Genomic DNA, 22,356 nt, shown 5'->3' with positions numbered 1-22,356 from the left:
GACGCCCGTTAGTGGGCGGCGCGCGTTGCTGACCGGTCTCGCGCCTGGGTGTTCATCTGGGCTCCCACCGGTGACATGATCGGCGCGGCCAACGCCCCGGCTGCTGCCGCCGACACGATCGCGCGCGCGGTCGGCGCTCAACTCGGGGCCGGTCCCTGATGACAACCCGCCGACTGCTGTGAAGGCTGCGCCGACGGGTTCGCGGGAGGGTCAGGAGTGCGTGGGCACTCAGGTGAGGACCCTGGTCTTCGCCCGTTGGTACTCCACTTCGCTGATGTCACCGTGCTTCCTGAGCTCGGCGAGCCTGACCAACTCGTCGGTGCTCGTCTGCTCCGGGGCCCCGGCGGTCTCACGGACGTAGGCGCGGAACTGCTCGTCGCGCTTCTGGATCGCCCGCAGGTCGCGTTCGCCCATGTCCCGGCCGCGTGCGATCAGGTATACGAAGGCGCCGAGGAACGGCAGCACGATCACGAAGATCGACCATCCGGCCTTGCCCCAGCCGCTCAACCGGTCGTCGCGGAAGATGTCGGCGATGATCCTGAAGAGCAGCATCAAGAACAGCACCCACAGGAAGAACCAGAGCATGGTCCAGAAGATGTTAAGCAGGGGGTAGTCCGTTGCGGCGACGGGTCCGGCGAGCTCGTTCATGGTGGTCCTCCAGTCGTGGGCCCTCTGCATGTGATGCGGCCCATGCTCCGCGCAGCCGGCTTCCTTCCGCGTCACCCGCAGCGGGTGGCTTCCGCCGGGATTCACCCCGCTCGGGTGAAGCCCTCCGGCCGCGGCTTCGCCGAGGATCCCCTCTGTACGTCTGATGAGAGGGGTTCCGTCCATGACCACCATCGGTGCCGCCGTCCGGACTCCGGCCGAGCGGGCGGCGTACGGGAAGCGGGTGCGCGCCGAGGTGCCCCGTTCGAGCCATGGGCGGTTCGAGCCGGACGGCGAGCGGCCCGATCCGGTCGGCATCCTGGAGTCGCAGTCCGCGGCGAGGGTCCCGGAACTGGTGCCGATCCGCTACAGCCGCATGCTGGAGTCGCCGTTCCGCTTCTACCGGGGCGCCGCGGCGATCATGGCCGCGGATCTCGGCGTCTTGCCGCACACGGGGATGACGGTGCAGCTGTGCGGTGACGCCCACATGCTGAACTTCCGGCTGCTCGCGTCCCCCGAGCGGCATCTGGTGTTCGACATCAACGACTTCGACGAGACGTTTCCGGGGCCGTGGGAGTGGGACGTCAAGCGGCTCGCGGCGAGTCTGGCCATCGCCGGCCGCGCCAACGGCTTCTCCGGACGGCAATGCGCCGCCGCCGTGCGAGCCTGCGTGCGGGGCTACCGGGAGCGGATGCGCGAGTTCGCCGGCATGCGCACACTCGACATCTGGTACGCGCAGGACAGCGCCGACGACCTGGGCTCGATCCGGGCGGACGGGCTGGGCGGCGGCGCCCGCCGGCGGTTCTCGGCGGCCGCCGACCGGGCCCGCACGCGCACGAATCTGCAGGCCGTCGCGAAGCTGACCCGGGTTGAAGGGGGCGTGCGGCGGATCGTCCACGACCCGCCGCTGGTCACGCCGATCCATGACCTGCTTCCCGAGGGCGCCGGAACGGCGGAGATGCTGCGCCGGCTGATCGAGGATTACGGCCGCAGTCTCGCCTCCGAGCGCCGGGTCCTGCTCGGGCGCTACCGCGTGGCCGACATGGCGCGCAAGGTCGTCGGGGTCGGCAGTGTGGGCACCCGCTGCTGGATCGTCCTCCTGCTGGGACGGGACGACGATGATCCGCTGCTGCTCCAGGCCAAGGAGGCCGGCACGTCCGTCCTGGCCCCGTACATCGGCGCAGCCGACTACGCCAGCCAGGGTGAGCGCGTCGTCGCCGGGCAGCGACTGATGCAGGCCGCGGGCGACATCTTCCTCGGCTGGCAGACCGTCCGGGGGATCGACGGCCGGCGCCGCGACTTCTACGTCCGCCAGTTGCGGGACTGGAAGGGCATCGCCCGGCCGGAGACCATGACGCCCGAGATCATGACGGCCTTCGGCCGGATCTGCGGCGCCTCGCTGGCCCGCGCGCACGCCCGTTCCGGCGACCCGACCGCCATCGGCGCCTACCTCGGCGGGGGCGACGCCTTCGATCGGGCGCTCGCGGTGTTCGCCGAGGTCTACGCCGACCAGAACGAACGCGACCGCGAGGCCCTCGCCGGGGCCGCGCGCACCGGCCGGATCACCGCGGAAGCCGCATGACGGGCCACCCGCGCCCCAGGAGCGTGATGCGGGCGGACGGAGGCACGGCGCAGCGGAGGCGCCCGATGGGACGGTGGGGGCCGCTGCTCGCACTGGCGACCGCGCAGTTCGTCATGGTTCTCGACCAGTCGGTCATGAACGTCTCGATCAGCACGCTGGTGGACGACTTCGACACGACGGTCCCCGCGATCCAGGCGGTCATCACCCTGTACTGCCTGGTGATGGCGATGTTCATGCTGACCGGCGCCAAGATCGGCGACATCATCGGGCGGCGCCGCGCCTTCGCCACCGGGCTGGTCGTCTACGCCTGCGGGTCGGCGCTGACCGCGGCGGCCCCGACCCTGGCCGTGCTCGCGCTCGGCTGGTCGGTACTGGAGGGCATCGGCGCCGCGCTGGTCCTGCCCGCGCTGGTCGCCCTGGTCGCCGACAACTTCACGGGACGCGATCGCGCGGCCGCCTACGCCGTGATCGGCGGCGTCGCGGGCGCCGGGATCGCGGTGGGGCCGATCCTCGGCGGCTGGGCGACGACCGAGCTGACCTGGCGGGTGATCTTCGTCGGCGAGGTGGTCCTGGTCGTGCTCGTCCTGCTGGCGGCGCGCCTGCTGGCGGAGTCCGCCCGCGGCCGTCCGGCCCCCCGCCTCGACCTCGCCGGCACCGTGCTGTCGGCCTGCGGAGTCGGGACGATCGTGCTCGGCACCCTGCAGTCCAGCACCTGGGGCTGGGTCCGGCCGAAGGACGCCCCGGTCGAGCCGTTCGGCCTCGCGCCGACGCTGTTCGTCATCGCGCTCGGCGGGACGCTGCTCTGGGGTTTCACGGCCTGGCAGCGGCACCGCGAGCACGCGTCCGGCGACCCCCTGCTGCACCTGGACCTGCTGAAGTCGCCGCCGCTCCGGGCCGGGCTGATCGGCCTGTTCGCCCAGAACCTCATCCTCATGGGCGTCTTCTTCGTCATGCCGCTCTACCTGCAGCTCGTCCTCGGCCTCAACGCGTTGGAGACGGGCGTCAGGATGCTGCCCGTCTCCGTCATGATGTTCGTCGCCTCCGCGGCCGGATCCCGGCTGTCGTCCCGGCTGCCGGTGCGGACGATCGTCCGGACCGGACTGCTGCTCACCGGCGCAGCGGTCCTGGCGCTGATGGCGACCGTGCGGCCGGATCTGGCCGGCCCCGCCTTCGCGGTCTCGATGGGGGCGCTCGGCACCGGCATGGGGCTGATGGTCTCCCAGCTCGGGAACCTGGTGCAGTCCTCCGTCGGCACGTCCGGCCGGGCGGAGGCGGGCGGCCTGCAGTACACCGGCCAGCAGCTCGGCTCCTCGCTCGGCATCGCGCTCATCGGAGCGATCGTCCTGGCCGGTCTGACCGGCGCGTTCGTGTCGAAGGTCGGGCAGGACGAGCGCGTCAGCGCCCAGGTCGCCGAGCAGGTCGGCGTGGCCGCCGGGGCCGGCGTCGACTTCGTCTCCACCGGCCAGATCCAGGCGGCCGCGCGGAAGGCGGGCCTCGACGCCGCCACCGCCGGCGCGCTCGTCGACGACTACGGGAAGGCACAGCTGGTGTCGCTGAAGGCGGGACTGCTGGCCACCGCGCTACTGGCGCTGGGCTCACTGGCGTTCACCCGCGATCTCCCCCGCACACCGGCAACATCCGGCAACGGACCCGCCGCCCGCCGCCGGCGGCGATGACCGGCGCGGTCGTCCCTCGCCGGTCGTCAACTCGTCGCCCGTCCACTGGCACTAGCATTCGGGGCGGCTTGCCGCTCGTGTTCGTATCGTGCGATGACCGTCATGACCTCGGCAGCGTCGCGACCGCTGCGGAGAAGGGCGGCCATGACCTGCATCGGCTGGTCGATGTGGTCGAAGAACTGCCGGTATCCCGCGCACAGGTAGTCGAGACCGGGCTCGCCGTGGGGGGACGTGACGAAGCGGTTGCCGGGGCTTCCTCCGCCGCAGGCGAACAGCACCGGGCAGCAGCGGCAGTACAGCGGCAGCCGCTCGCATCCGGCGCGGGGCGGACGGGGCCGCCGCTCGGCTGCCGTCCACGCGGTCAACGCCTGCTCGAAGATCTGGACGTGCTGCCGTCCGACGTCCCGGCGCACCCACTCGTCGAAGACGGCCACGAGGAAGGCCGCCCACTGCTCCGGGCGGACGGTCCGCGCCGAGACGGCGGTACCACCCGCCCGGCGGGGCTCGCCGATGCGTTCCACGACCGGGATGTACTGGACGTGGCGCACCCCGAGCTCGTCCCGGAAGTACCGATAGGCATCGACCGGTTCGTCTGCGTTGCCGGCGTGCACGGGGTAGAGAACGTTGCAGCCCACGCCGTGGCGGCGTAACCGCCGGGCGGTCTCGGGCAGCAGGCGGCGGGCCGCGGTGCCGTCCGCGGAGAGTCCGACCAGAAAGTCCCGCTCGGCTAGGAACCGGCACCACGTGTCGTCCAGCCGGGCGCCGGTCGTCCACAGCGCGTGCTCGACTCGTGTGCCCGGTTCCACGTGCCGCTCGGCCAGCTCCACCGCGTCCCGGAAGGAGCCGAAGTCCACCGGTTCGCGGCCGTCCAGCCAGGTCACCGTCATTGTCCGCCGTCGCGCCCCGCGGCTCTGCCGGCGCCGGCCGGAGCCGGTGCCGGCGCCGGAGAGCGGTACCACTGGCCCTTCGCAGGCGAGCCAGCGCTCCGGGCCGGGGGCGGACGGTGCTTCGCCGAGCGTCACCGTCGCGGGTAGCCCGCATTCTCGGCGGCGCGGCGGCCGTAGACGCACAGCGCCCAGATCACGGCGACGTCCAACGCGATCATGACCACGGACCACACCGGGTAATAGGGCAGGAACAGGAACTGGGAGATCGCGTTGAGCACGGCGGAGGCGATTCCGATCGCGCGGGCCCACACGTGGCCGGTGAAGACGAACATTCCCGCGACGGCGACGAGGATGCCGAGCCCCAGATGCGTCCACCCCCATGCGGACACGTCGAAGCCGTACACGTAGCGGGGCGTGACGACATAGAACTGGTCTCGCAGGATGGCGGCCAGCCCTTGCAGGGCCTGGAACGACCCGATCAGCACCATCATCACGCCGGCGAAGATCGCGAAGCCGGTGGCCCAGCCGCCGGCGGGCTCGGTGTCCACCCCGGGGCCCGGTCGCGTGGAAATCCGCTGTGACATGTGAACCTCCTCATTCCATCGATCACTCGCAGAATCACCCGGCGGCGGGGCCATGGGCTCACCCTCGGCGGGTGATCCGGGAGCGCCTCAATCACCCGCTGCGGAGGATGCGGCACGACCTGCGGAAACGGTGTCCTTCAGGTACCGGGCCCAGCTAGGACGGACCCAGTACCGCGACGTGAGAGGAGCGACGATGTCGACGACGTCTCCGAGGACGGGCGGAACCGTCCCCGATCGCAGGCAAGGCACGATGCTCACGCACATGGTGAACGAGCATCAGACGATGGCCCTGACTCTCGGCGGTATCTCGTTCCTGCTGGGCGTCGTCGTGGTGGCCTGGCCCGGGGTCAGCATCGGCGTGCTGGCGGTGCTCATCGGGCTCCAACTCATCATCAACGGGGTCGTCCGGATCGCACAGTCGGTCGCCGGCGGCCTCACCGCCGGCACCCGCACCCTCGTGGCCGTCCTCGGGGTGCTCTCGCTCTCGATCGGCGTCCTCGCCATGCGCCACCTGTTCCAGACCGTTGCCGTGCTCGCCGTGCTGTTCGGCATGTTCTGGCTGCTCGGCGGCATCATCGAAGCCGTTGCCGTGCTCTCGGACAGGGACCGGCCCGGACGCGGCCCCGAACTGGTCCTGGCCTGCCTCTCGGCGCTCGCCGGAATCGTCGTCCTCGCCTATCCGGAGGCCAGTCTCGTGGCCTTGACCTGGCTGTTCGGTCTCTGGCTGATCACCTGGGGAATCATCAGCGTCCTCGTCACCCTGTGGATCCGGTACGCCGACAAGCGGACGGCGTCCGCACGGTGACCCCCACGGGCCGGGAGGAGGCGACGTGGCGGCATCGGGATACGGCGCACGGCATGCGACGTGCGACTACGAGATAAGGATCAAGGGGCGGGTCGGCGAATCGCTCCGGCTCGCCTTCGAAGGGCTCAGCATCACGCTCAACCCCGGCGAGACGGTGCTGCGCGGCCGGGAACTGGATCAGGCGGCCCTGTACGGGATCCTGGACCGGATCCAGGCGCTGGGATTCGAACTGCTCGAGGTTCGCCGGCTACCGCCCGCTCCGCCGTGATCCCCGGATCAGGACGTCCTCAGGACGGGGTCACAGCAGCCGGTATCGGCGTGCGCGGCGGACCGCCTCGCCCCGGCGCGTCACCGCGAGCTTGCGGTAGATGTTCCTCAGATGGGTCTTCACGGTGTTGACCGAGATGTACATTTCGGTGGCTATCTCGTCCGTCGTCAGCATCCTGGAGAGCAGAGTCAGCACCTCCAGTTCCCGCTTGCTCAGCGGCCCCACGACGGCGGGGGCGGCGACGTCTCCGAGGTCGGGGGTCCCTCCCAAGCCGAGCTGTCCGAGGAACCGCCGGTGCGGCCGCGAAAGCTCCGGATCCCGGCGCAGCACGGGAAGCAGCCAGCTCCGCGCCCCGACGAACGGCAGCCCGATCTTCTCGCGTTCTCCCAGCCGCAGCGCGCGCTCCAGCGAACGGCGTCCCCGGGACCGGTCCTCCTCCCGGTAGGCCAGGCAGGCGTCCAGCAGCCATGCCTCCACCCGGACGGCGGCCGGCGCGGACGGCTCCATCCGCACCGGACGGACCGCCCGGGACGCCGCCGCCGGGTGCCGCTCATGCAGATGGACGCGGGCGAGCGCGACCGCGCCCTCGGCGCCACCGGCGTCGCGGGCGGCGTCCCTCGCCTCCGCCGGCGCGTCGCCCGCGAGGTGCGCCTCGGCCTCGGCCAGCCGCACCCTGCGCCGGAACCACGGCATCCCGCCGGCGTCCCCGCCGATGGTGTCCAGCATGGTCAGCGCCCGGTCGGGCCGGCCGGCGGCCACGTCCAGGCGCGCGGTGAGCAGATCGTGCAGGGCGGAAAGGAGAGCGTCGGGGGCGTCGGCGTTCGCCACCCGGACCTTGTCCAGTTCGTCCCGCGCCTGGTCTAGGCGAGCCTCCTCCAGCGCCACCCAGGCGCAGGCCAGATGAACCGCCGCGACCCGCCGCCCGGCGGGATCGGTGGAGACCTCGGGCAATTGCGCCGCCGCCGACATCAGTCGGGCCGCCCGACGGAAGCCGCCCTGGAGCGCCCCCGCCAGCGCCAGCCCGCCCAGGCACCGGCGATGCTGAAGATCGCCCCCGGCCTCCGCGGCGGGCAGGGCGCGCTTGAACTCCTCCTCGGCCCGGCCGGGCCGCCCGGTGCGCAGTTCCAGGAGGCCGTACGCGTAGCCGACCAGTGCGTCCAGCTCTGGCAGGTCGTGCCGCGACCCGTGCGGGAGGGCGTCCAGCGACTCGTCCAGGTCGTGGACGAGGTCGCGAAGGTCCTGCTGCCGTTCCGGGCAGGCGGCGACGAGCCTGATCAGTCCCGCCGCCAGCCGCGCCGGGATCGCCCGGTCGTCCGGCAGGTCCGCGAGAAGGCGCTCCGCCCGGGACAGGTGCGCTGCGCGGCCCGTGTCGTCGCCCTGGCCCAGCGAGACCGCGGCGGCCACGAGGTGCGGTTCGGGCCCGGCGGCTCCGGCAAGGGCACGGTCCGGGAGATCGCTGAGGAGCGGGAGGAGCGCCCGGCCGTCCGACAGGCCCAGCACACGGCCGATCGCCAGGCCGTCGACGATGAGCCGGGACGCGTAGGCCGGGTCTCCGGCCAGCACGGCGTGCCGGGCGGCCTCCTCAAGCGCCTTGGTCCGGCTGAACCATTCCGCCGCACGCCGATGCAGCATGGCCGCGTCCGCCGGATGCTCCTGGCGCAGCGTCAGGTTCAGGGCCGCACCGAGCACCGAGTGGAAGCGGTACCACCCGTGGTCCACGGGCAGGACGAAGGCGTTCTCGCGCACCAGGTTCGCGAACAGCTCACTCGCGTCCGGCCCGGCGAGCTCCGCCGCCAGTTCCGCGTCGAAGCGTTCCACGACGCTGAGCCTGAGCAGCAGCCGGCGGACCGCCGCGGGCTGGACGTTCAACACCTCCGCGACGAGGTAGTCGACGACGGCGTGGTCGTCTCCGGCGAACGCGGCGGCGAAGCCGTCGGGATTCGGATGCCCCTCCATCGTCATGGCGGCGAGCCGCAGACCGGCCGCCCACCCTTCGGTCCGCTCGCACAGGGCGCTGACCGACGCCGGAGTCGCCGACACCCCGTGGTGGGCGAGCAGTGCGCGGGTCTCGCCGCCGTCGAAGGCCAGATCCGCGCTCCGGATCTCGGCGAGCTCACCGGTCAGCCGGTAGCGGTGCAGCGGAAGGGGCGGGTCGGTCCGGGAGATCAGCACGAGTCGCAGCACCGGGCCGGCCCCTTTGAGTACGCGGGCCACGTCGCGAGCGAGGTCGGAGCCGGCCGGCGGACGGAAATCGTCCAGCACGAGGACGACGGGGGCCGCGCGGCCAGAAAGGGCGAACATGAGCTGCGCACAGAAGATGTCGTGCCCGCGCTCCGAGGGGCGAGGGGCATCGGCCACTCCCGCCTGGCCTAGCGCCGCGACCACGAGACTCCAGAACGCGGCCGGACGGTGGTCCGGCTCGTCCAGCGAGACCCAGGCGACCGGCCCGGGGCGGCGTCCCGTGGTCGCCCAGGAGGCCACCGCGACCGACTTGCCCGCGCCGGGAGGTCCCGTCACGACCGTGAGCGGGCCCCGCGTGCCCTTTTCGAGCCGCTCCATCAGCCGTTGCCGGGTGATGAACCAGCTGCGGCGGCCGGGTACGCGCACCTTCGCCGCGGAGACCGGCGACGGCGCCCTCGGACGCTCGCGACCAGGAGCCGGATCTCGCGGCAGGGCTTCGTCCATGATGGCTCCTCCCCCACTCGCGAGAGGCCCGCACAAGAGAATAGAAATACAACAAATTTGTACATAACGGTACCTAGCGAAATCTTTGCGCTTATCTACGAAAAACCCATATATACGGAAAGAGGACCGAAGCCACGCCGCGGCCCGCAGGGCGACATGGCCGTCGCCGTGGCGGTCGCCGGGTCAGGGGTTGAGGGTTCGGGGGTGGGCGTCGGGGTTCTGGGCCAGCCAGGGGAGGGTCGTCATGTGGCGTTGGACCATGGGTTTGTAGAGGTCGTGGAAGGTGCGGTGGAGGATGTCGATGTCGGTCGTCGCGATGGTGGCGGTGCGCCAGCGCAGGACGCGGTAGGCGTCGGTTTCGCGGCTGGTGAGGGCGACGACGGTGACTCCGTCCGTGGGGTGCCAGGTGGGTGAGACGAGGGCGATGCCGAAGCCGGCGGCGACGAAGCCGGGCATGCTGCCGGTGTCCACTTCGGCGTAGCGGAAGGTGGGGGTGAAGCCGGCGGCCTCGCAGGCGGCGCGGAGCATGGCGGTGCCGCCGTCGTCGCCGCCCTGCGGCGGGATCCAGACCTCGCCGGCGAGGTCGGCCAGGCCGACGCGGCCGCGGCCGGCGAGGGGGTGGGCGGACGGGAGGGCGATGCCGCAGGGTTCGATGGTGATGACGCGTTCGCTGGTTCCGGGCGGTAACGGGGGCGCGTTGTGGTCGGCGACCCGTCCCATGAACACGACGTCGACGCTGTCGTTGGCGAGCAGGCGGGTGAGGACGGCGCCGGAGTAGTCCAGGCGGGTGCTGACGGTGCGCGGCAGCTCCGTTTCGAGTTTGCGCAGCCACTCCCCCACGAGGACGTGGGGGTGGGTGCCGAGCCGGATGCCGGTGCGGCCGCCGGGGACGGTGGCGAGCAGATCGTCCATGTCGGCGAGGATGCCGCGGGCGCGGGCGAGGACATGCCGGCCCAGCGGGGTGGGGACGATGCCGTCCGGTCCGCGTGAGAACAGCGGTCCGCCGAACGCGTTCTCGATGCGGCGGAGCTGGTTGCTGAGCGTGGGCTGAGAGACGCCCAGGCTCGCTGCGGTGCGCGTGATGCTGCCGGTCTCGGCCAATTGGCTGAGTACGCGGAGATGCCGCAGTTCAACCTGCATAGCCCGGAAGCTATGCCCATTTGAAAGGGCCCGCAAGAGTTCCGCGGCTGTCACTCTCGGGGGCGCAAGGCGCGCTTCCTTCTTTCTTTCCGGCGGCCCATCGCCAATGGGTGTCGTCGTCGTGCCTTGCCGCCGCTCTGTCCCCCCGCAGAGCGGACCCCCTGCCTATGGCGGCATGCGACCGTGAAACGCAAACACCTCTTGGCGGTCCTTGTGGCCGCCGCCCTCGTGGTCAGCGGCCTGGTGCCGCTGGCCCTGCGGGCGATCCCGGATGCCCGGGGATCCAGTCCGAGTCCGAAGGCCGCGGCGGTGGCGTCGGCGGAACGGCTCGTCGCCGGACGGGTCGCCGAACTGCACCCGAGCAAGAATGACAAGTTCGTCCGCTCCCAGGTGGTCGGCACACCGTGGGATCTGTACTACGTCGCCTATGAGCGGACGTACCGCGGGCTTCCCGTCGTCGGCGGGGACTTCGTCGTCGCCACCGACGCGAAAGGCCACGTGCGGACCGTTTCGGTGGCCCAGAAGCGGCCGATCCGCATCGGCGTCACCCCGAGGGTCGGCAAGTCCGCGGCCGCGCGGAAGTCGCGCGGCGCGGTGTCGAAGCCGGACGGCAAGCCGCTGAAGCCGCAGCTGGTCGTGCACGCGCTGGGCAAGCCGAGGCTGGCCTGGGAGACGACCGTGTCCGGACGGGACGGCAAGCAGCCGAGCGTGAAGAAGGTCTATGTCGACGCGCGGACCGGTAAGCGCTTCGACGAGAAGGAGACCATCTACGTGGGCACCGGCACGGGTATCTGGGAAGGCTCGAACCTCACCATCGGGACGACCCAGTCGGGCGGCCAGTACACGATGCGGGACCCCGAGCATCCTGGCCTCACCTGCGCCGACTACAGCGGACGGCAGATCTTCTCCGGGCCGGACGACTCCTGGGGCAGCACGTCCAAGACCAGCAGGGAAGCCGGCTGCGTGGACGTCATGTACGCCGCCGCCGGTGAATGGGACCTGCTGAAGTCCTTCGGGCGCACCGGCCTGCAGAACGGCCAGTGGAAGCCGGCTCTGGTCGGCCTCGGCGACGTCAACGCCTACTGGACGGGCAGCGAGGCCCAGTTCGGCTACAACCAGAACCGCCAGTGGATCACCGCGACCGACGTGGTGGCGCACGAGTTCGGGCACGCCCTGGACAACTTCACGCCGGGCAGCATGTCGGGCGGCGGCACGCAGGAGTTCGTCGGCGACGTGTGGGGCGCCTCGACCGAGGCGTTCCTGAACAACCCGGCCGACCCGCCGGACTATACCGTCGGCGAGGAGATCGACCTCGTCGGCCAGGGCCCGATCCGCAACATGGCCGAGCCGTCGCGGGTCAGCGGCCACCCGAACTGCTACTCCAGTTCGGTGCCGAACATGGAGGTACACGCGGCTGCGGGCCCCGGCAACCACTGGTTCTACCTGCTCGCCGAGGGTTCCAACCCGGGTGGCGGGAAGCCGAGCAGCCCGATCTGTTCGGGCGGGCCGTCGTCGGTGACGGGGATCGGCGTCATGAACGCCGCGAAGATCTTCTACAACGCGATGATGCTGAAGACGTCCAACACCAGCTACGGCCGGTACCGGGTGCTGACGCTGAACGCGGCGAAGAACCTGGACTCGTCCTGCACCTGGTTCAACCGGGTGAAGGACGCCTGGGACGCGGTCAGCCTCCGGCAGCAGTCGGGCGAGCCGTCCTGCACGCCGACCGGCAGCGACTTCTCGATGTCGGTGTCGCCGGCGTCCGGGACGGTCAAGCCGGGCGCCTCGGTGCAGGCGACGGTCAACACGACCGTCACCGGCGGGGACTCCGAGCCGGTCGATCTGAGCGCGGCGGTGTCCCCGGCCAATAGCGGCCTGGACGTCAGCTTCAACCCGGCTCAGGTCCAGTCCGGCAACACCTCGACGATGACCGTCAGGGCGGCTGACGGGGCGCGGACCGGCCCGTTCAGCGTCACCGTGACCGGGCGGGGCGCGACGAAGACGCATACCGCGTCCTACAACCTCACGGTCGGCGGCGGCACCCCCAACCCGGGCAATCCGCCGGACATCAACGTCGAGAACGTCAAGGCGCACCTGCAGCAGTTCCAGAACTTCGCGAACAGCAACGGCGGCACCCGCTACGCCACGGGCGGCGGATACACGGCGTCGGTGTCGTACGTGGAGCAGAAGCTGCGGGACGCCGGGTTCACCGTGTCGCGGCAGGCGTGCACGTCCGGCTGCACCCCGGGCGCCGGGCCCAACGTGATCGCCGACTGGCCGGGCGGGAACGACGGCAGCGTCTACATGTTCGGCGCGCACCTCGACAGCGTCCGCGCGGGGCCGGGCATCAACGACAACGGGTCCGGGTCCGCGGCGCTGCTGGAGACCGCGCTCACGCTGGCGCGGACCAAGCCGGCGATGCTGAACCACGTCCGGTTCGGCTGGTGGACGGACGAGGAGCAGGGCCTCAACGGCTCGAACTTCTACGTCAGCCGCCTGTCCGGCACCGAACGGTCGAAGATCAAGGGCTACTTCAACTTCGACATGGTCGGCTCCCCGAACGCCGGCTACTTCATCGACGGCCTCAACTCGCAACTGTCGTCCAACCTGAAGGGATACTTCGACTCGATCGACATCGCTCCGGACGAGATGAGCGAGTGCTGCAGCGATGACGGCCCGTTCCGCAACGCCGGGATCGCCACCTCGTTCCTGTCGACCGGCGCCTCGGCGGTCAAGACCTCGGCGCAGGCGCAGAAGTGGGGCGGCACCGCCGGAGTGGCGTACGACCGGTGCTACCACTCGTCCTGCGACAGCTACCCGGGCAACATCAACATGACCGCGCTGGACCGCAGCGCGGACGCCATGGGATGGGCGCTCTGGAAGACCTCCGTGGACGCCTCGACGCCCGCGGACGACTTCTCGATGGCGGCCGATCCCGCAAGCGCAAGCGTCCGACCAGGACAGTCGGCCACGGCCACCGTCAACACAACGGTGACCGGCGGCGCCGCCCAGTCGATCGACCTGACGGCGACGGTGGCGCCCGGCGGACCGAGGGTCACCTTCGACCCGTCGTCCATCCAGGCCGGCGGCAAGTCCACGATGACGGTCGCCACCTCGCCGGACACCCCGGCGGGCGACTACACCGTGACGGTCACCGGCACCGGGGAGTCCGCCACGCACACCGCCGCCTTCACCCTCACGGTGCAGGGCGACGGCAGTGACGACTTCTCGGTGTCGGTGGACCCGTCCAGCGGGACCGTCAAGGCCGGAGATTCCGCGACCGCGACGATCCGGACCGCACTGACCAGCGGTAACGCGCAGCAGGTGAGCCTGTCCGCGTCGGTGTCGCCGGGCGGGCCGACGGCGACCGTCGACCCGGGTTCGGTGAACACGGGCGGTACGGCGACCCTGAAGGTGTCCACCACCGGGAGCACGCCTGCGGGCAGCTACACGGTGACGGTCACCGGCAAGGGGTCGGTCACCCGGACCGACACCTACACGCTGACCGTGACCAAGTCGGACGACCGGACGACCACCAGCGAGACCGACTACCCGATCCGCGACTTCACGTGGACGGTCAGCCCGCTGCGGGTCGACGTGGGCGGGACGGCGGCGAACCCGGTGCATCTGTCCATCGATGCGCGGCACACCTGCTCGGAGGACGTCGCGGTCTGGCTCATCTCGCCAGGCGGGCAGGCCTACGTGGTCAAGCGGCAGGGCAGCGGCCAGTACCAGTGCACGCCGTGGAACGGCCCGGAGGACTTCGACGTCCCCGGCATCTACTCCCCGGCGAACGGAACCTGGCAGCTGTACATGTACGACTACGGTCCCGGTGACATAGGGACCCTCAACGGCTGGAGCATCAGCCTGTAGTCACCCACCCGCCCGGTCTGGTCCTCGCGGGGGAGGGCCGGACCGGGCGCCTTCATGCGGTTAGCAGGTCTGTCCATTGGCGGCAGACTTCGGAGAGGGCGTAGGCGGTTCTCACCTGGGCGCGGGCCAGTTCTCGGTCTTGGTGCCAGCGGTTTTGGGCGACCGTTGTTGAGATTGAGGCGGCCATTGCCGATGGGGCGTCGTGGATCCAACGAGGGTCGTAGATGGTTTCGGCGCCCGGCCATGGGAGGAGGGCCGGGACGGCGCCGGACGCCATACCTTCGGCGGGGGCCAGGTGGAAGCTCTCGTCATCGCTGGTGGAGAGCACGAAACCGATGCGGCGCAGCCAGGACGCCACGTCGCGGCCGTAACTGTCGAAGACCACGGCGCCAGAGAGGAGATGAGAGCGGCGGATGCGGCGGAAGGCCTTCTCGTAGTGGGTTCGTTCTTCTTGTTTTTGCCAGATCCACCAGTACTCCCAGGGGAGTTTGGATTTGACGAAGAGGGTGAAGCGGGGGTCGTCGCGGCGTAGTTCTTCGAGGACGTCCAGGGCCAGGTCTAGTCGTTTGCGGGACGGGGCTATGCCGATCATTCCCAGGTGGTGTTCGGCGCCTGGGAGTTTGGTTCGGTCTAGTTGGGTGTCGTCTACCCAGTTGGGGATCGTGGCGACCTTGGAGGCGGGCCAACCTGTTAGTTCGCGGGTCAGGTCGGTGTAGTGGGGGCTTACGCAGATGACCCGGTCCACTGCGTCGATGTCGAGTTGCTTCGGCCAGGGCGCGTAGAGCTCGAAGCGGTGGAGGCGGACTACCAGGCGCTGGTCAGGGCGTTTGCGGGCGGCGAACCACAGGGCGTTCGGGCCGCACCATTCGCAGATGATGACGTCCGCCCAGTCGACCAGGTCCTGGCTGCGTTTCTCGTCGTGGGCCTTGAGGGCCGGCCAGTGGTCTACGCGGATCTCCATGTCGGAGCGGGAACGCAGGTAGTCGAGCAGGCGGGTGCAGAATTTGAGGTCGTGACCTGCCACTCCGACGCGAAGAGGACGCTGTTTGACCGCTAGGACGGCTTGGGAGGGCTCTGGGAATGCCTGGGAAAGGTAGGCGCGGAGGCGTTCGGCGGCGGCGTCGAGGGTGAATTCGGTGGCGGCCGTGCGGCAGCGGTCGGCGGCGAGGGTGTAGACGTCCGGGTTCTTGCCGATGAGGGTGAGTGCGTCTAGGACGTCGTCCTCGGTGGCCGAGAAGAGGGGATAGTCCGTGCCTAGGAGGCGTTCGTGCATTGGCGTCCGGTTGAGGACGACCGGGACGCCGAGCGTGCCGCATTCCAGGACCTTTGTCGACAGTTCCAGGCTCGCGTCCATTGAGGCGTCCCGCCAGGAGAGGCCCACGTCGCAGGTGGTGGTAAGGCGCATCGCTTCGGCGCGCGGATGGCCGCCGTGCCAGATGACGCCCTCGGCCGTTTCCAGCGCGGTCCGCATGCGGGTCGCGAAGCCCGGATCGGCGGGGTCGTCGTGGATCTTGTCGCCGATCATGTGCAGTTCGGCGTCCACGCCGCGCATCGCGAGCAGGCGCGGGAGGGACGTCATCTCGTAGGTGTTCCAGCGCGGCGCGAACTTGCCCGTGTAGACGAGACGGAGCGGGCCATCAGGCGCGCCCGGGGCGCGGGGCTCCAGGCCGGAGAGGACGACCACCGGCGGGAACAGGGCGCTCTTCCCGGCGGCGGCGGGGACGGCGCTCTCCAGGAAGCCGCGCAGTTCCTCGGTCTGGCAGAGCAGGACGCGGGAGGCGTCCGCGATGCGGCGCAGTTCGCCCTTCGCGGACGCGCTGAACTCGGCCGCCGACTGCGGGACGTCGGTCAGGTACGTCCAGAGCCGTCCGGCCAGGGGCCCTGCGGCCAGCTTGCCCGCGAGGCGGCGGCCTCGGACGACGACCAGGTCATTCGGGTTCTCGGCGTCGATCTGCGCGAGGATCGCGGCGGCGTGCCGCGGTGCCATGGGCGCGTCGAACAGGCCCTCGGCATGCGGGCTGCGGACGGTGACGCCGGGCAGCGCACGGAGCGGGTCGACGAGCCGTCCCGTCCGGATCGGCGCCTTCAGGACCAGGGTCACCTCGCAGCCGGCGCGGGCCAGGGCCTGGACCATGCCCTGGGCCCAGATCGCCGACCCGTCGATCATGTTGAGGTCGACATCGCCGTAGACGAGGGCACGTGGTCGCACGGTGGTTCCTTTCAACGGGCCGGTTCGAGAACTTCTGCGAGCCGGCCGGGTGCGGTGATGGTGGCGTCCCACGGCAGGGACGCGAGGGTCGCGGGCGGCGTCCCGCCCCACAGGACGAGCGGGAGCGAGCGCGCGGCGGCGATCTGCCGGAGTTCGTGCAGCGCGAGATCACGGTCGTGCATGCCGGGAACGCCCAGGTATGCCCACGGGCCGCCGGGTTCACCGGCCGATGCGTCCACCACGAGCATGTCGACGTCTGCCCTGTCCAGGACGATCGCGGCGTCGTGCGGATACAGCGGGACGACCTTGGCGTGCTCGGCGAGCAGCGCCACCGTGTGCGGAGCCAGCACCCCCGCGATGATCAGGCCTTCGCAGGGGCCCGCGACCAGCAGGCGGTTCTCGGGACGCTCGACACGGTCGGGCTGGACGCCCCCGCCGGACGAGCCCCCCGCCGATACGGGAGCGTTCCGTTTGCGCCACAGCCGGTACAGCTCCTTCGGCAGCCGCTTGCCGCGCCTCGGGTTGCGCGCCGCCCCGGCGACCAGGCGTCCGAACTGGACGGCCGTCGACGTCTCCAGCGCGGCGAGCCGCTTCTCCACCTCGTCCAGCCGCGCCTCGCGCTCGCGCAGCGTCGACTTCAGCCGCCCCAGCTGCTGGTATGCCTTCTCGTCACTCACCGAGATACTCCATGATCACTTCGGCGATGCGGGGGCCGGCGTGGCCGTCCCACAGGGGTGGTCTCCGGTCGGCCGGCGGCGTGCCCGACTCCAGGGCCTTGCGCGCGGCGGGCACCAGTTCCTCGAACGTGACGAGGCGGTTCGTGCCGTGCGTGATGGTGATCGGCCGTTCGGTGTTGGGACGGACGGTCAGGCACGGCACACCCAGGATCGTCGTCTCCTCCTGGAGCCCACCCGAGTCCGTGACCACCGCCGCCGCCCCCCGCACGGCGGCGATGAAGTCGATGTACCCGAGCGGGTCCAGGATCTGCACGCCGGGATGGTCGTCCAGCCCGGCGGCCAGCAGGTTCGCGCGGCCGCGCGGGTGCACGGGGATGACCAGGTCGGCGAGGTCGGCGACGCCGTGCAGGTGCCGGACGAGGGCGGACGCGGTCTCCGGCGCGTCCACGTTCGCGGGACGGTGCACGGTCGCCAGGACGTACCGCTCCGGCAGCCCGTGCTCCGCCCGCACCCGGCCGGTGTCGAAGGAGTCCAGGTTCGCCAGCAGCGTGTCGATCATCGGGTTGCCGACCAGGTGCGTCCGGGACACCGGGACGCCCTCGGCGGCCAGATGCCCGATCCCCTCCGGGCTCGTGACCAGGCACAGCGCGGACAGCTGGTCGGTGACGCGCCGGTTCACCTCCTCCGGCATGGTCATGTCGAAGCTGCGCAGCCCGGCCTCCACATGGGCGACCGGGATGTGCAGTTTGGCCGCGACGAGGGCGGCGGCGATGGTCGAGTTCACGTCGCCGTACACCATGACCAGCGCGGGTGAACGGCTCGTGAACTCCCCCTCCAGCCCGATCAGCAGCGCGGCGGTCTGCTCGGCGTGCCCGCCCGAGCCGACACCGAGGTTGACGTCGGGCTCGGGAAGCCCCAGCTCGGCGAAGAAGATCTCCGACATCCGCGCGTCGTAGTGCTGACCGGTGTGGACCACGGCCTGCTCGGCGCCGGCGGTCCGCAGCGCGGCGATCACCGGGGCGGCCTTGACGAAGTTCGGCCGCGCCCCGAGGACGTGCACGATGGGTGCCACCACAATTTCCCTTCTGTTCATCGGGGTCGCTTAGCGTCCGGCCCCGTGGTTAAGAAACCCGTGGTCAAGAAACCCGTCTACCTGGCAGGACTCGCGTTCCGGCAGCTGCGGGACGATCCCGGACGGGCGTCGCGGCTGGCCGTGCGGCTGGCCGCGCGCACCCCGTTCGGCGCCCGGCTGCGACGTTCGCCGCTGGCCGTGCCGAAGCCCCGGAACGTCCGGCGCGAGACCGGAGATCTGCGCGCCCTGCTGGCCCAGGCCCCAGCGCCTGCGCCTGCGCCTGCGCGACACAAGCCCAGGCCTGGCAGCACCGTCCTGCAGTTCGTCACGAACGCGCTGCCGACCACGAACGCCGGCTACACCGTCCGGACGCATCGGATCGCGCTCGCCCAGCGGGAGATGGGCCTCGACACCCACGTGGTCACCCGGCTCGGCTACCCGCTCAGCCAGGGCATCGGCGACGCGCGCCAACAGGTGGACGTGGACGGCGTCCAGTACCACCGGCTCCTCCCCTGGCTGCCTCCCGCCGACCCGCTCAGGGCCATCGAAAAGAGCGCTGACCTGGCCGGACGGCTGGTCGAGCAGCTGCGGCCGTCCGTCCTGCACGCGGTCAGCAACCACGTGAACGCCGCCGTCGCCCTCGAACTGGGACGCCGCCACGGCATCCCCGTCGTCTACGAGGTGCGCGGCTTCCTGGAGGACTCCTGGCTCTCTCGTGACCCCGCCCACACCGAAAAGGACGACTTCTACCGGCTCACCCGCGAACTCGAAACGCGCCGGATGGCCGAGGCGGACGCGGTCGTCACGCTCGGCGAGGCGATGCGGGCGGAGATCGCGTCCCGAGGCATCCCCGAAGAGAAGATCTTCACCGTCCCGAACGGCGTGGACGAGGCGTTCCTGGAGCCCCTCCCCGACGCGCGAGACCTGCGCGGACAACTGGGCGTCCCGGACAACATGCCGGTCATCGGCCTCACGTCCTCGTTCTACGGCTACGAGGGCATCGACACACTGATCGACGCCGCCGCCCTCCTCCGCGACCGCGGCACCCCGATCACCCTCCTCCTCGTCGGGGACGGCCCAGAGCGAGCGGGACTCGAACGGCGCGCGGCGGGGCACGGCGTTCATGCCGTGTTCACCGGGCGGGTGCCGATGGAGTCCGTTCGCCGATTCCATGCCGTCCTCGATGTGTTCGCGGTTCCGCGCCGGGCGGACCGGGTGTGCCAATTGGTGACGCCCCTCAAGCCGATCGAGGCGATGGCAGGGGGAATCCCCGTTATGGCCAGTGATGTCAAAGCTCTTCGGGAAATCGTGGAACCGGGCGTGACGGGCGCGTTAACAGTTCCGGAAGACCCGGAATCATGGGCGAATTGCCTGGAAGATCTGGCTTACGCTCCCGAACGAAGACAGAAAATCGGGCGGTCGGCCCGGGAATGGGTCGCGGCGGAACGCACCTGGCGCGCCGTCACCGAGCGATACCGGGCGGCCTACCGACTCACCTAGATCGAAGGGAGCCGGGCGCATGGATCTCGTTGTCATCGGACTCGGCTACGTGGGGCTGCCGCTCGTCCGCGAAGCCTGCCGGGCCGGCCTGCGGGTCGGCGGCCTGGACCGCGACGCGCGCGTGGTCGCCGGGCTCAAGGCCGGGCTGTCGCACATCGACGACGTCTCGCCCGCCGAGATCGAGGAGATGCTGGAGGCCGGGTTCGCCCCGAGCCTGCACGAGGACGTCCTGGACGGCGCCCGCACCGTGGTCATCTGCGTGCCGACGCCGCTGTCCCCGGAGGGCGGCCCCGACCTCACCGCCGTGCGCGGCGCCGCGGAGACGGTCGCCCGGCACCTGGAGCCGGGGACGCTGGTGGTGCTGGAGTCGACCACCTACCCGGGCACGACCGAGGAGGTCGTCCGGCCGATCCTGGAGACGTCCGGCCTGGTCGCGGGCGAGGAGTTCCACCTCGCCTTCTCGCCGGAGCGGATCGACCCGGGCAACCCGGTGTACGGCGTCCGCAACACGCCGAAGATCGTCGGCGGGCTGGGCCCGGCGTGCGCGTCGGCGGCGGCCGCGTTCTACGGCAAGTTCGTCGACCGGGTCGTGGAGGCCAAGGGCACCCGCGAGGCCGAGATGGCGAAGCTGCTGGAGAACACCTACCGGCACGTCAACATCGCGCTGGTCAACGAGATGGCGGTGTTCTGCAACGAGCTGGGCATCGACCTGTGGGACGCGATCGACTGCGCCGCCACCAAGCCGTTCGGGTTCCAGGCGTTCCGCCCCGGCCCCGGCGTGGGCGGCCACTGCATCCCCATCGACCCGAACTACCTGTCCTACAAGGTCAGGTCGCTGGGCTACCCGTTCCGGTTCGTGGAACTGGCCCAGGAGATCAACGACCGGATGCCCCGCTACGTCGCGGAACGCGCCCAGCAACTCCTCAACCGGGAGGGACGCGCACTGAAAGGCGCGAAGGTCCTCCTCCTCGGCGTCACCTACAAGGCCGACATCGCCGACCAGCGCGAGTCGCCGGCCCGCCCGGTGGCCCGCCGGCTCGCCCGCCTGGGCGCCGACCTGTCCTTCCACGACCCGTTCGTCCCGTCCTGGGAGGTAGACGGCGCCCCGGTCCCGAACGCAGGCAACGACCTGGTCGCCGCGCTCCGGAAGGCAGACCTGGCGATCGTCCTAGCCGACCACACGGCCTACGACGCCGACTCCCTCACCCGGCACGCACACCTCCTCTTCGACACCCGCGGCCGAACCCGCAACACCCAGCAGGACACAGTCGAACTCCTCTAGCCCGACACCCGCAGCCGGACGCAGGGCGCCCACCACCAAACCGTCCAATGTTTCCGGGCCATTGCGGCGCACCGCCCTACACGGCCGCCGATTCCGGCACCCGCGGCTGGACGCACGCTGCGATGTGTTGTCCTTTGCGGCTGCCGGTGGGGGCGGCGCGCCGCTTGTTGGTGAGGTGCCTGGTAGTGGCCATGTCGTGGGTCACGGGAATTCACCGGTTATTTGCCTCGGCGGCCGAGACTCGGCGTTGAGATGAAGAGATTTCGGCGCGTTACGGAGTGAGTGTGATGCGGGTCTGTGTTTGCACGGTGGTGCACCATCCCGAGGACGCACGCATTCTGCACCGGCAGATTCGCGCGCTGCTCGATGCCGGTCACGAGGTCACGTATATCGCCCCATTTCGGGCATGCAACGCGGTCCCGTGGCGGCGGATCAGTCCGGTGGACATTCCGCGGGCGATCGGGCGGCGGCGGCTTCGGGCGTTGCGTGCGGCGCATCGGGCGCTTATCGAGCACGCTCCCTATGCGGACGTGGTTCTGCTGCACGACCCCGAGCTGCTGGTGTCCCTGCCCCGCGAGGTAAGGGAGCGGACGGTCGTGTGGGACGTCCATGAGGACACCGCCGCCGCCCTGTCCGCCAAGGGGTGGGTGCCCGGTCCGGCGCGGCCCGTGCTGCGTCCGGCCGTGCGGCGTCTGGAGCGGCGCAGTGAGCGGCGGCACCGGCTGCTGCTCGCCGAGGAGGGCTACCGGTCCCGGTTCCGCGAGGAGCATCCGGTCGTACCCAACACGACGTATGTCGCCGACCGGCCGCCCGGCCCGCCGGACGGCCGCCGCGCCGTCTACGTCGGGCAGCTGTCCCGGGCGCGCGGCGCCCTCGACATGATCGAGATGGCCCGGACGCTGGCCGCCGAGGGCATCCTGGTCGAGTTGATCGGCGCGGCCGACGCCGACGTGCGGGACGCGTTGCGGGCGGCGCAGCGCGAGGGGTTCGTGCGCTGGTACGGGTTCGTCCCGAACGACCGGGCGCTGCGGATCGCCGAGGGCGCCATGGCCGGGCTGGCGCTGCTGCACGACGAGCCGAACTACCGGCACTCGATGCCGACGAAGGTCGTCGAGTACATGGCGCGCGGCATCCCGGTGATCACGACGCCGAACCCGCCGGCGGTGGACATCGTCGAGCCGGCCGGCTGCGGGATCGTCGTCCCGTTCGGCGACCCGCAGGCCGCCGCGAAGGCCGTCCTGCGGCTGCGGGACGACCCGGCCCGCCGATCTGAGCTGGGCAAACGCGGCTACGAGGCCGCCCGCGCAGAATTTCACTGGCCCGTCCACGCCGAACGCTTCGTCGCACAGTTGGAGGCGTGGGCGAACCCGTCCGCCGACATCGCACGGGAACCCGAACCCGTCCCCGAGTTCTGACCGGTCAGGTCGGGTGGTGCAGCCGGTACGCGACGGACCGGGCGGGGCGCGCGGCG

At 70.9% G+C, this 22,356-nt stretch carries 16 protein-coding genes; 8 read left to right on the top strand and 8 right to left on the bottom strand.

Annotated elements, in window-relative coordinates; all coding sequences use genetic code 11:
• Positions 1-228: 228 nt before the first annotated feature.
• On the bottom strand, positions 229-648 hold the full coding sequence (locus HUX53_RS18310; RefSeq protein ID WP_176404424.1) for an SHOCT domain-containing protein: 420 nt from the start codon (positions 646-648) through the stop codon (positions 229-231).
• A 181-nt stretch (positions 649-829) separates the two neighbouring features.
• On the opposite strand from HUX53_RS18310, the gene HUX53_RS18305 reads away from it, so the two are divergent.
• Complete coding sequence (locus HUX53_RS18305) at positions 830-2,227, top strand: DUF2252 domain-containing protein (protein WP_176404423.1); 1,398 nt, start codon at positions 830-832, stop codon at positions 2,225-2,227.
• Positions 2,228-2,292: 65 nt separating this feature from the next.
• Positions 2,293-3,903 carry an MFS transporter gene (locus tag HUX53_RS18300; RefSeq protein ID WP_176404422.1) on the top strand — a complete coding sequence of 537 codons (1,611 nt, stop codon included), beginning with the start codon at positions 2,293-2,295 and terminating at the stop codon, positions 3,901-3,903.
• A gap of 26 nt (positions 3,904-3,929) precedes the next feature.
• Here HUX53_RS18300 and HUX53_RS18295 read toward each other — a convergent pair whose 3' ends face one another.
• Positions 3,930-4,784: a hypothetical protein gene (locus tag HUX53_RS18295; RefSeq protein ID WP_176404421.1), complete on the bottom strand. Its 855-nt coding sequence runs from the start codon at positions 4,782-4,784 to the stop codon at positions 3,930-3,932.
• A gap of 137 nt (positions 4,785-4,921) precedes the next feature.
• On the bottom strand, positions 4,922-5,374 hold the full coding sequence (locus tag HUX53_RS18290) for a hypothetical protein (RefSeq protein ID WP_176404420.1): 453 nt from the start codon (positions 5,372-5,374) through the stop codon (positions 4,922-4,924).
• A gap of 193 nt (positions 5,375-5,567) precedes the next feature.
• Between HUX53_RS18290 and HUX53_RS18285 the strand changes: the two genes are divergently transcribed.
• Both HUX53_RS18285 and HUX53_RS18280 read left to right on the top strand, forming a co-directional pair.
• Positions 5,568-6,179 (top strand): HdeD family acid-resistance protein, encoded by a 612-nt coding sequence (locus tag HUX53_RS18285; RefSeq protein ID WP_176404419.1) that lies wholly within the window; start codon positions 5,568-5,570, stop codon positions 6,177-6,179.
• A gap of 25 nt (positions 6,180-6,204) precedes the next feature.
• Positions 6,205-6,447, top strand: coding sequence for a hypothetical protein (locus HUX53_RS18280; protein ID WP_176404418.1), 243 nt, complete (start codon positions 6,205-6,207; stop codon positions 6,445-6,447).
• Positions 6,448-6,477: 30 nt separating this feature from the next.
• Here the strand turns inward: HUX53_RS18280 and HUX53_RS18275 are convergent, their stop codons facing one another.
• Positions 6,478-9,132, bottom strand: coding sequence for a LuxR C-terminal-related transcriptional regulator (locus tag HUX53_RS18275; RefSeq protein ID WP_176404417.1), 2,655 nt, complete (start codon positions 9,130-9,132; stop codon positions 6,478-6,480).
• A 183-nt stretch (positions 9,133-9,315) separates the two neighbouring features.
• Positions 9,316-10,272: a LysR family transcriptional regulator gene (locus HUX53_RS18270; protein WP_176404416.1), complete on the bottom strand. Its 957-nt coding sequence runs from the start codon at positions 10,270-10,272 to the stop codon at positions 9,316-9,318.
• A gap of 183 nt (positions 10,273-10,455) precedes the next feature.
• Here HUX53_RS18270 and HUX53_RS18265 point away from each other — a divergent pair, with 183 nt between their 5' ends.
• Positions 10,456-14,145: a M28 family peptidase gene (locus HUX53_RS18265; RefSeq protein ID WP_176404415.1), complete on the top strand. Its 3,690-nt coding sequence runs from the start codon at positions 10,456-10,458 to the stop codon at positions 14,143-14,145.
• 52 nt (positions 14,146-14,197) lie between these two features.
• On the opposite strand, the gene HUX53_RS18260 is transcribed toward HUX53_RS18265, so the two are convergent.
• The 3 genes from HUX53_RS18260 to wecB are packed head-to-tail and all read right to left on the bottom strand — an operon-like array spanning position 14,198 to position 18,091.
• Entirely contained in the window at positions 14,198-16,312 is a 2,115-nt protein-coding gene (locus HUX53_RS18260) for a glycosyltransferase (protein ID WP_176404439.1), read from the bottom strand.
• 53 nt (positions 16,313-16,365) lie between these two features.
• Positions 16,366-17,031 (bottom strand): hypothetical protein, encoded by a 666-nt coding sequence (locus HUX53_RS18255; protein ID WP_309237305.1) that lies wholly within the window; start codon positions 17,029-17,031, stop codon positions 16,366-16,368.
• Positions 17,024-18,091, bottom strand: coding sequence for a non-hydrolyzing UDP-N-acetylglucosamine 2-epimerase (wecB, locus tag HUX53_RS18250; protein WP_309237307.1), 1,068 nt, complete (start codon positions 18,089-18,091; stop codon positions 17,024-17,026). Before wecB ends, HUX53_RS18255 begins: the two co-directional genes overlap by 8 nt.
• 57 nt (positions 18,092-18,148) lie before the next feature.
• On the opposite strand from wecB, the gene HUX53_RS18245 reads away from it, so the two are divergent.
• From HUX53_RS18245 to HUX53_RS18235, 3 genes are all read left to right on the top strand, one after another.
• Positions 18,149-19,603: a glycosyltransferase family 4 protein gene (locus HUX53_RS18245; protein WP_309237304.1), complete on the top strand. Its 1,455-nt coding sequence runs from the start codon at positions 18,149-18,151 to the stop codon at positions 19,601-19,603.
• Between the two features lie 19 nt (positions 19,604-19,622).
• Positions 19,623-20,885, top strand: coding sequence for a nucleotide sugar dehydrogenase (locus HUX53_RS18240; protein WP_176404413.1), 1,263 nt, complete (start codon positions 19,623-19,625; stop codon positions 20,883-20,885).
• Between the two features lie 287 nt (positions 20,886-21,172).
• Positions 21,173-22,300, top strand: coding sequence for a glycosyltransferase family 4 protein (locus HUX53_RS18235; protein WP_176404412.1), 1,128 nt, complete (start codon positions 21,173-21,175; stop codon positions 22,298-22,300).
• Positions 22,301-22,356: the final 56 nt, after the last annotated feature.

This window comes from Actinomadura sp. BRA 177 (assembly GCF_013372625.1).
In the GTDB taxonomy this organism is placed as follows: Bacteria; Actinomycetota; Actinomycetes; order Streptosporangiales; family Streptosporangiaceae; genus Spirillospora.
This window is presented reverse-complemented; position numbering and strand designations above follow the sequence as displayed.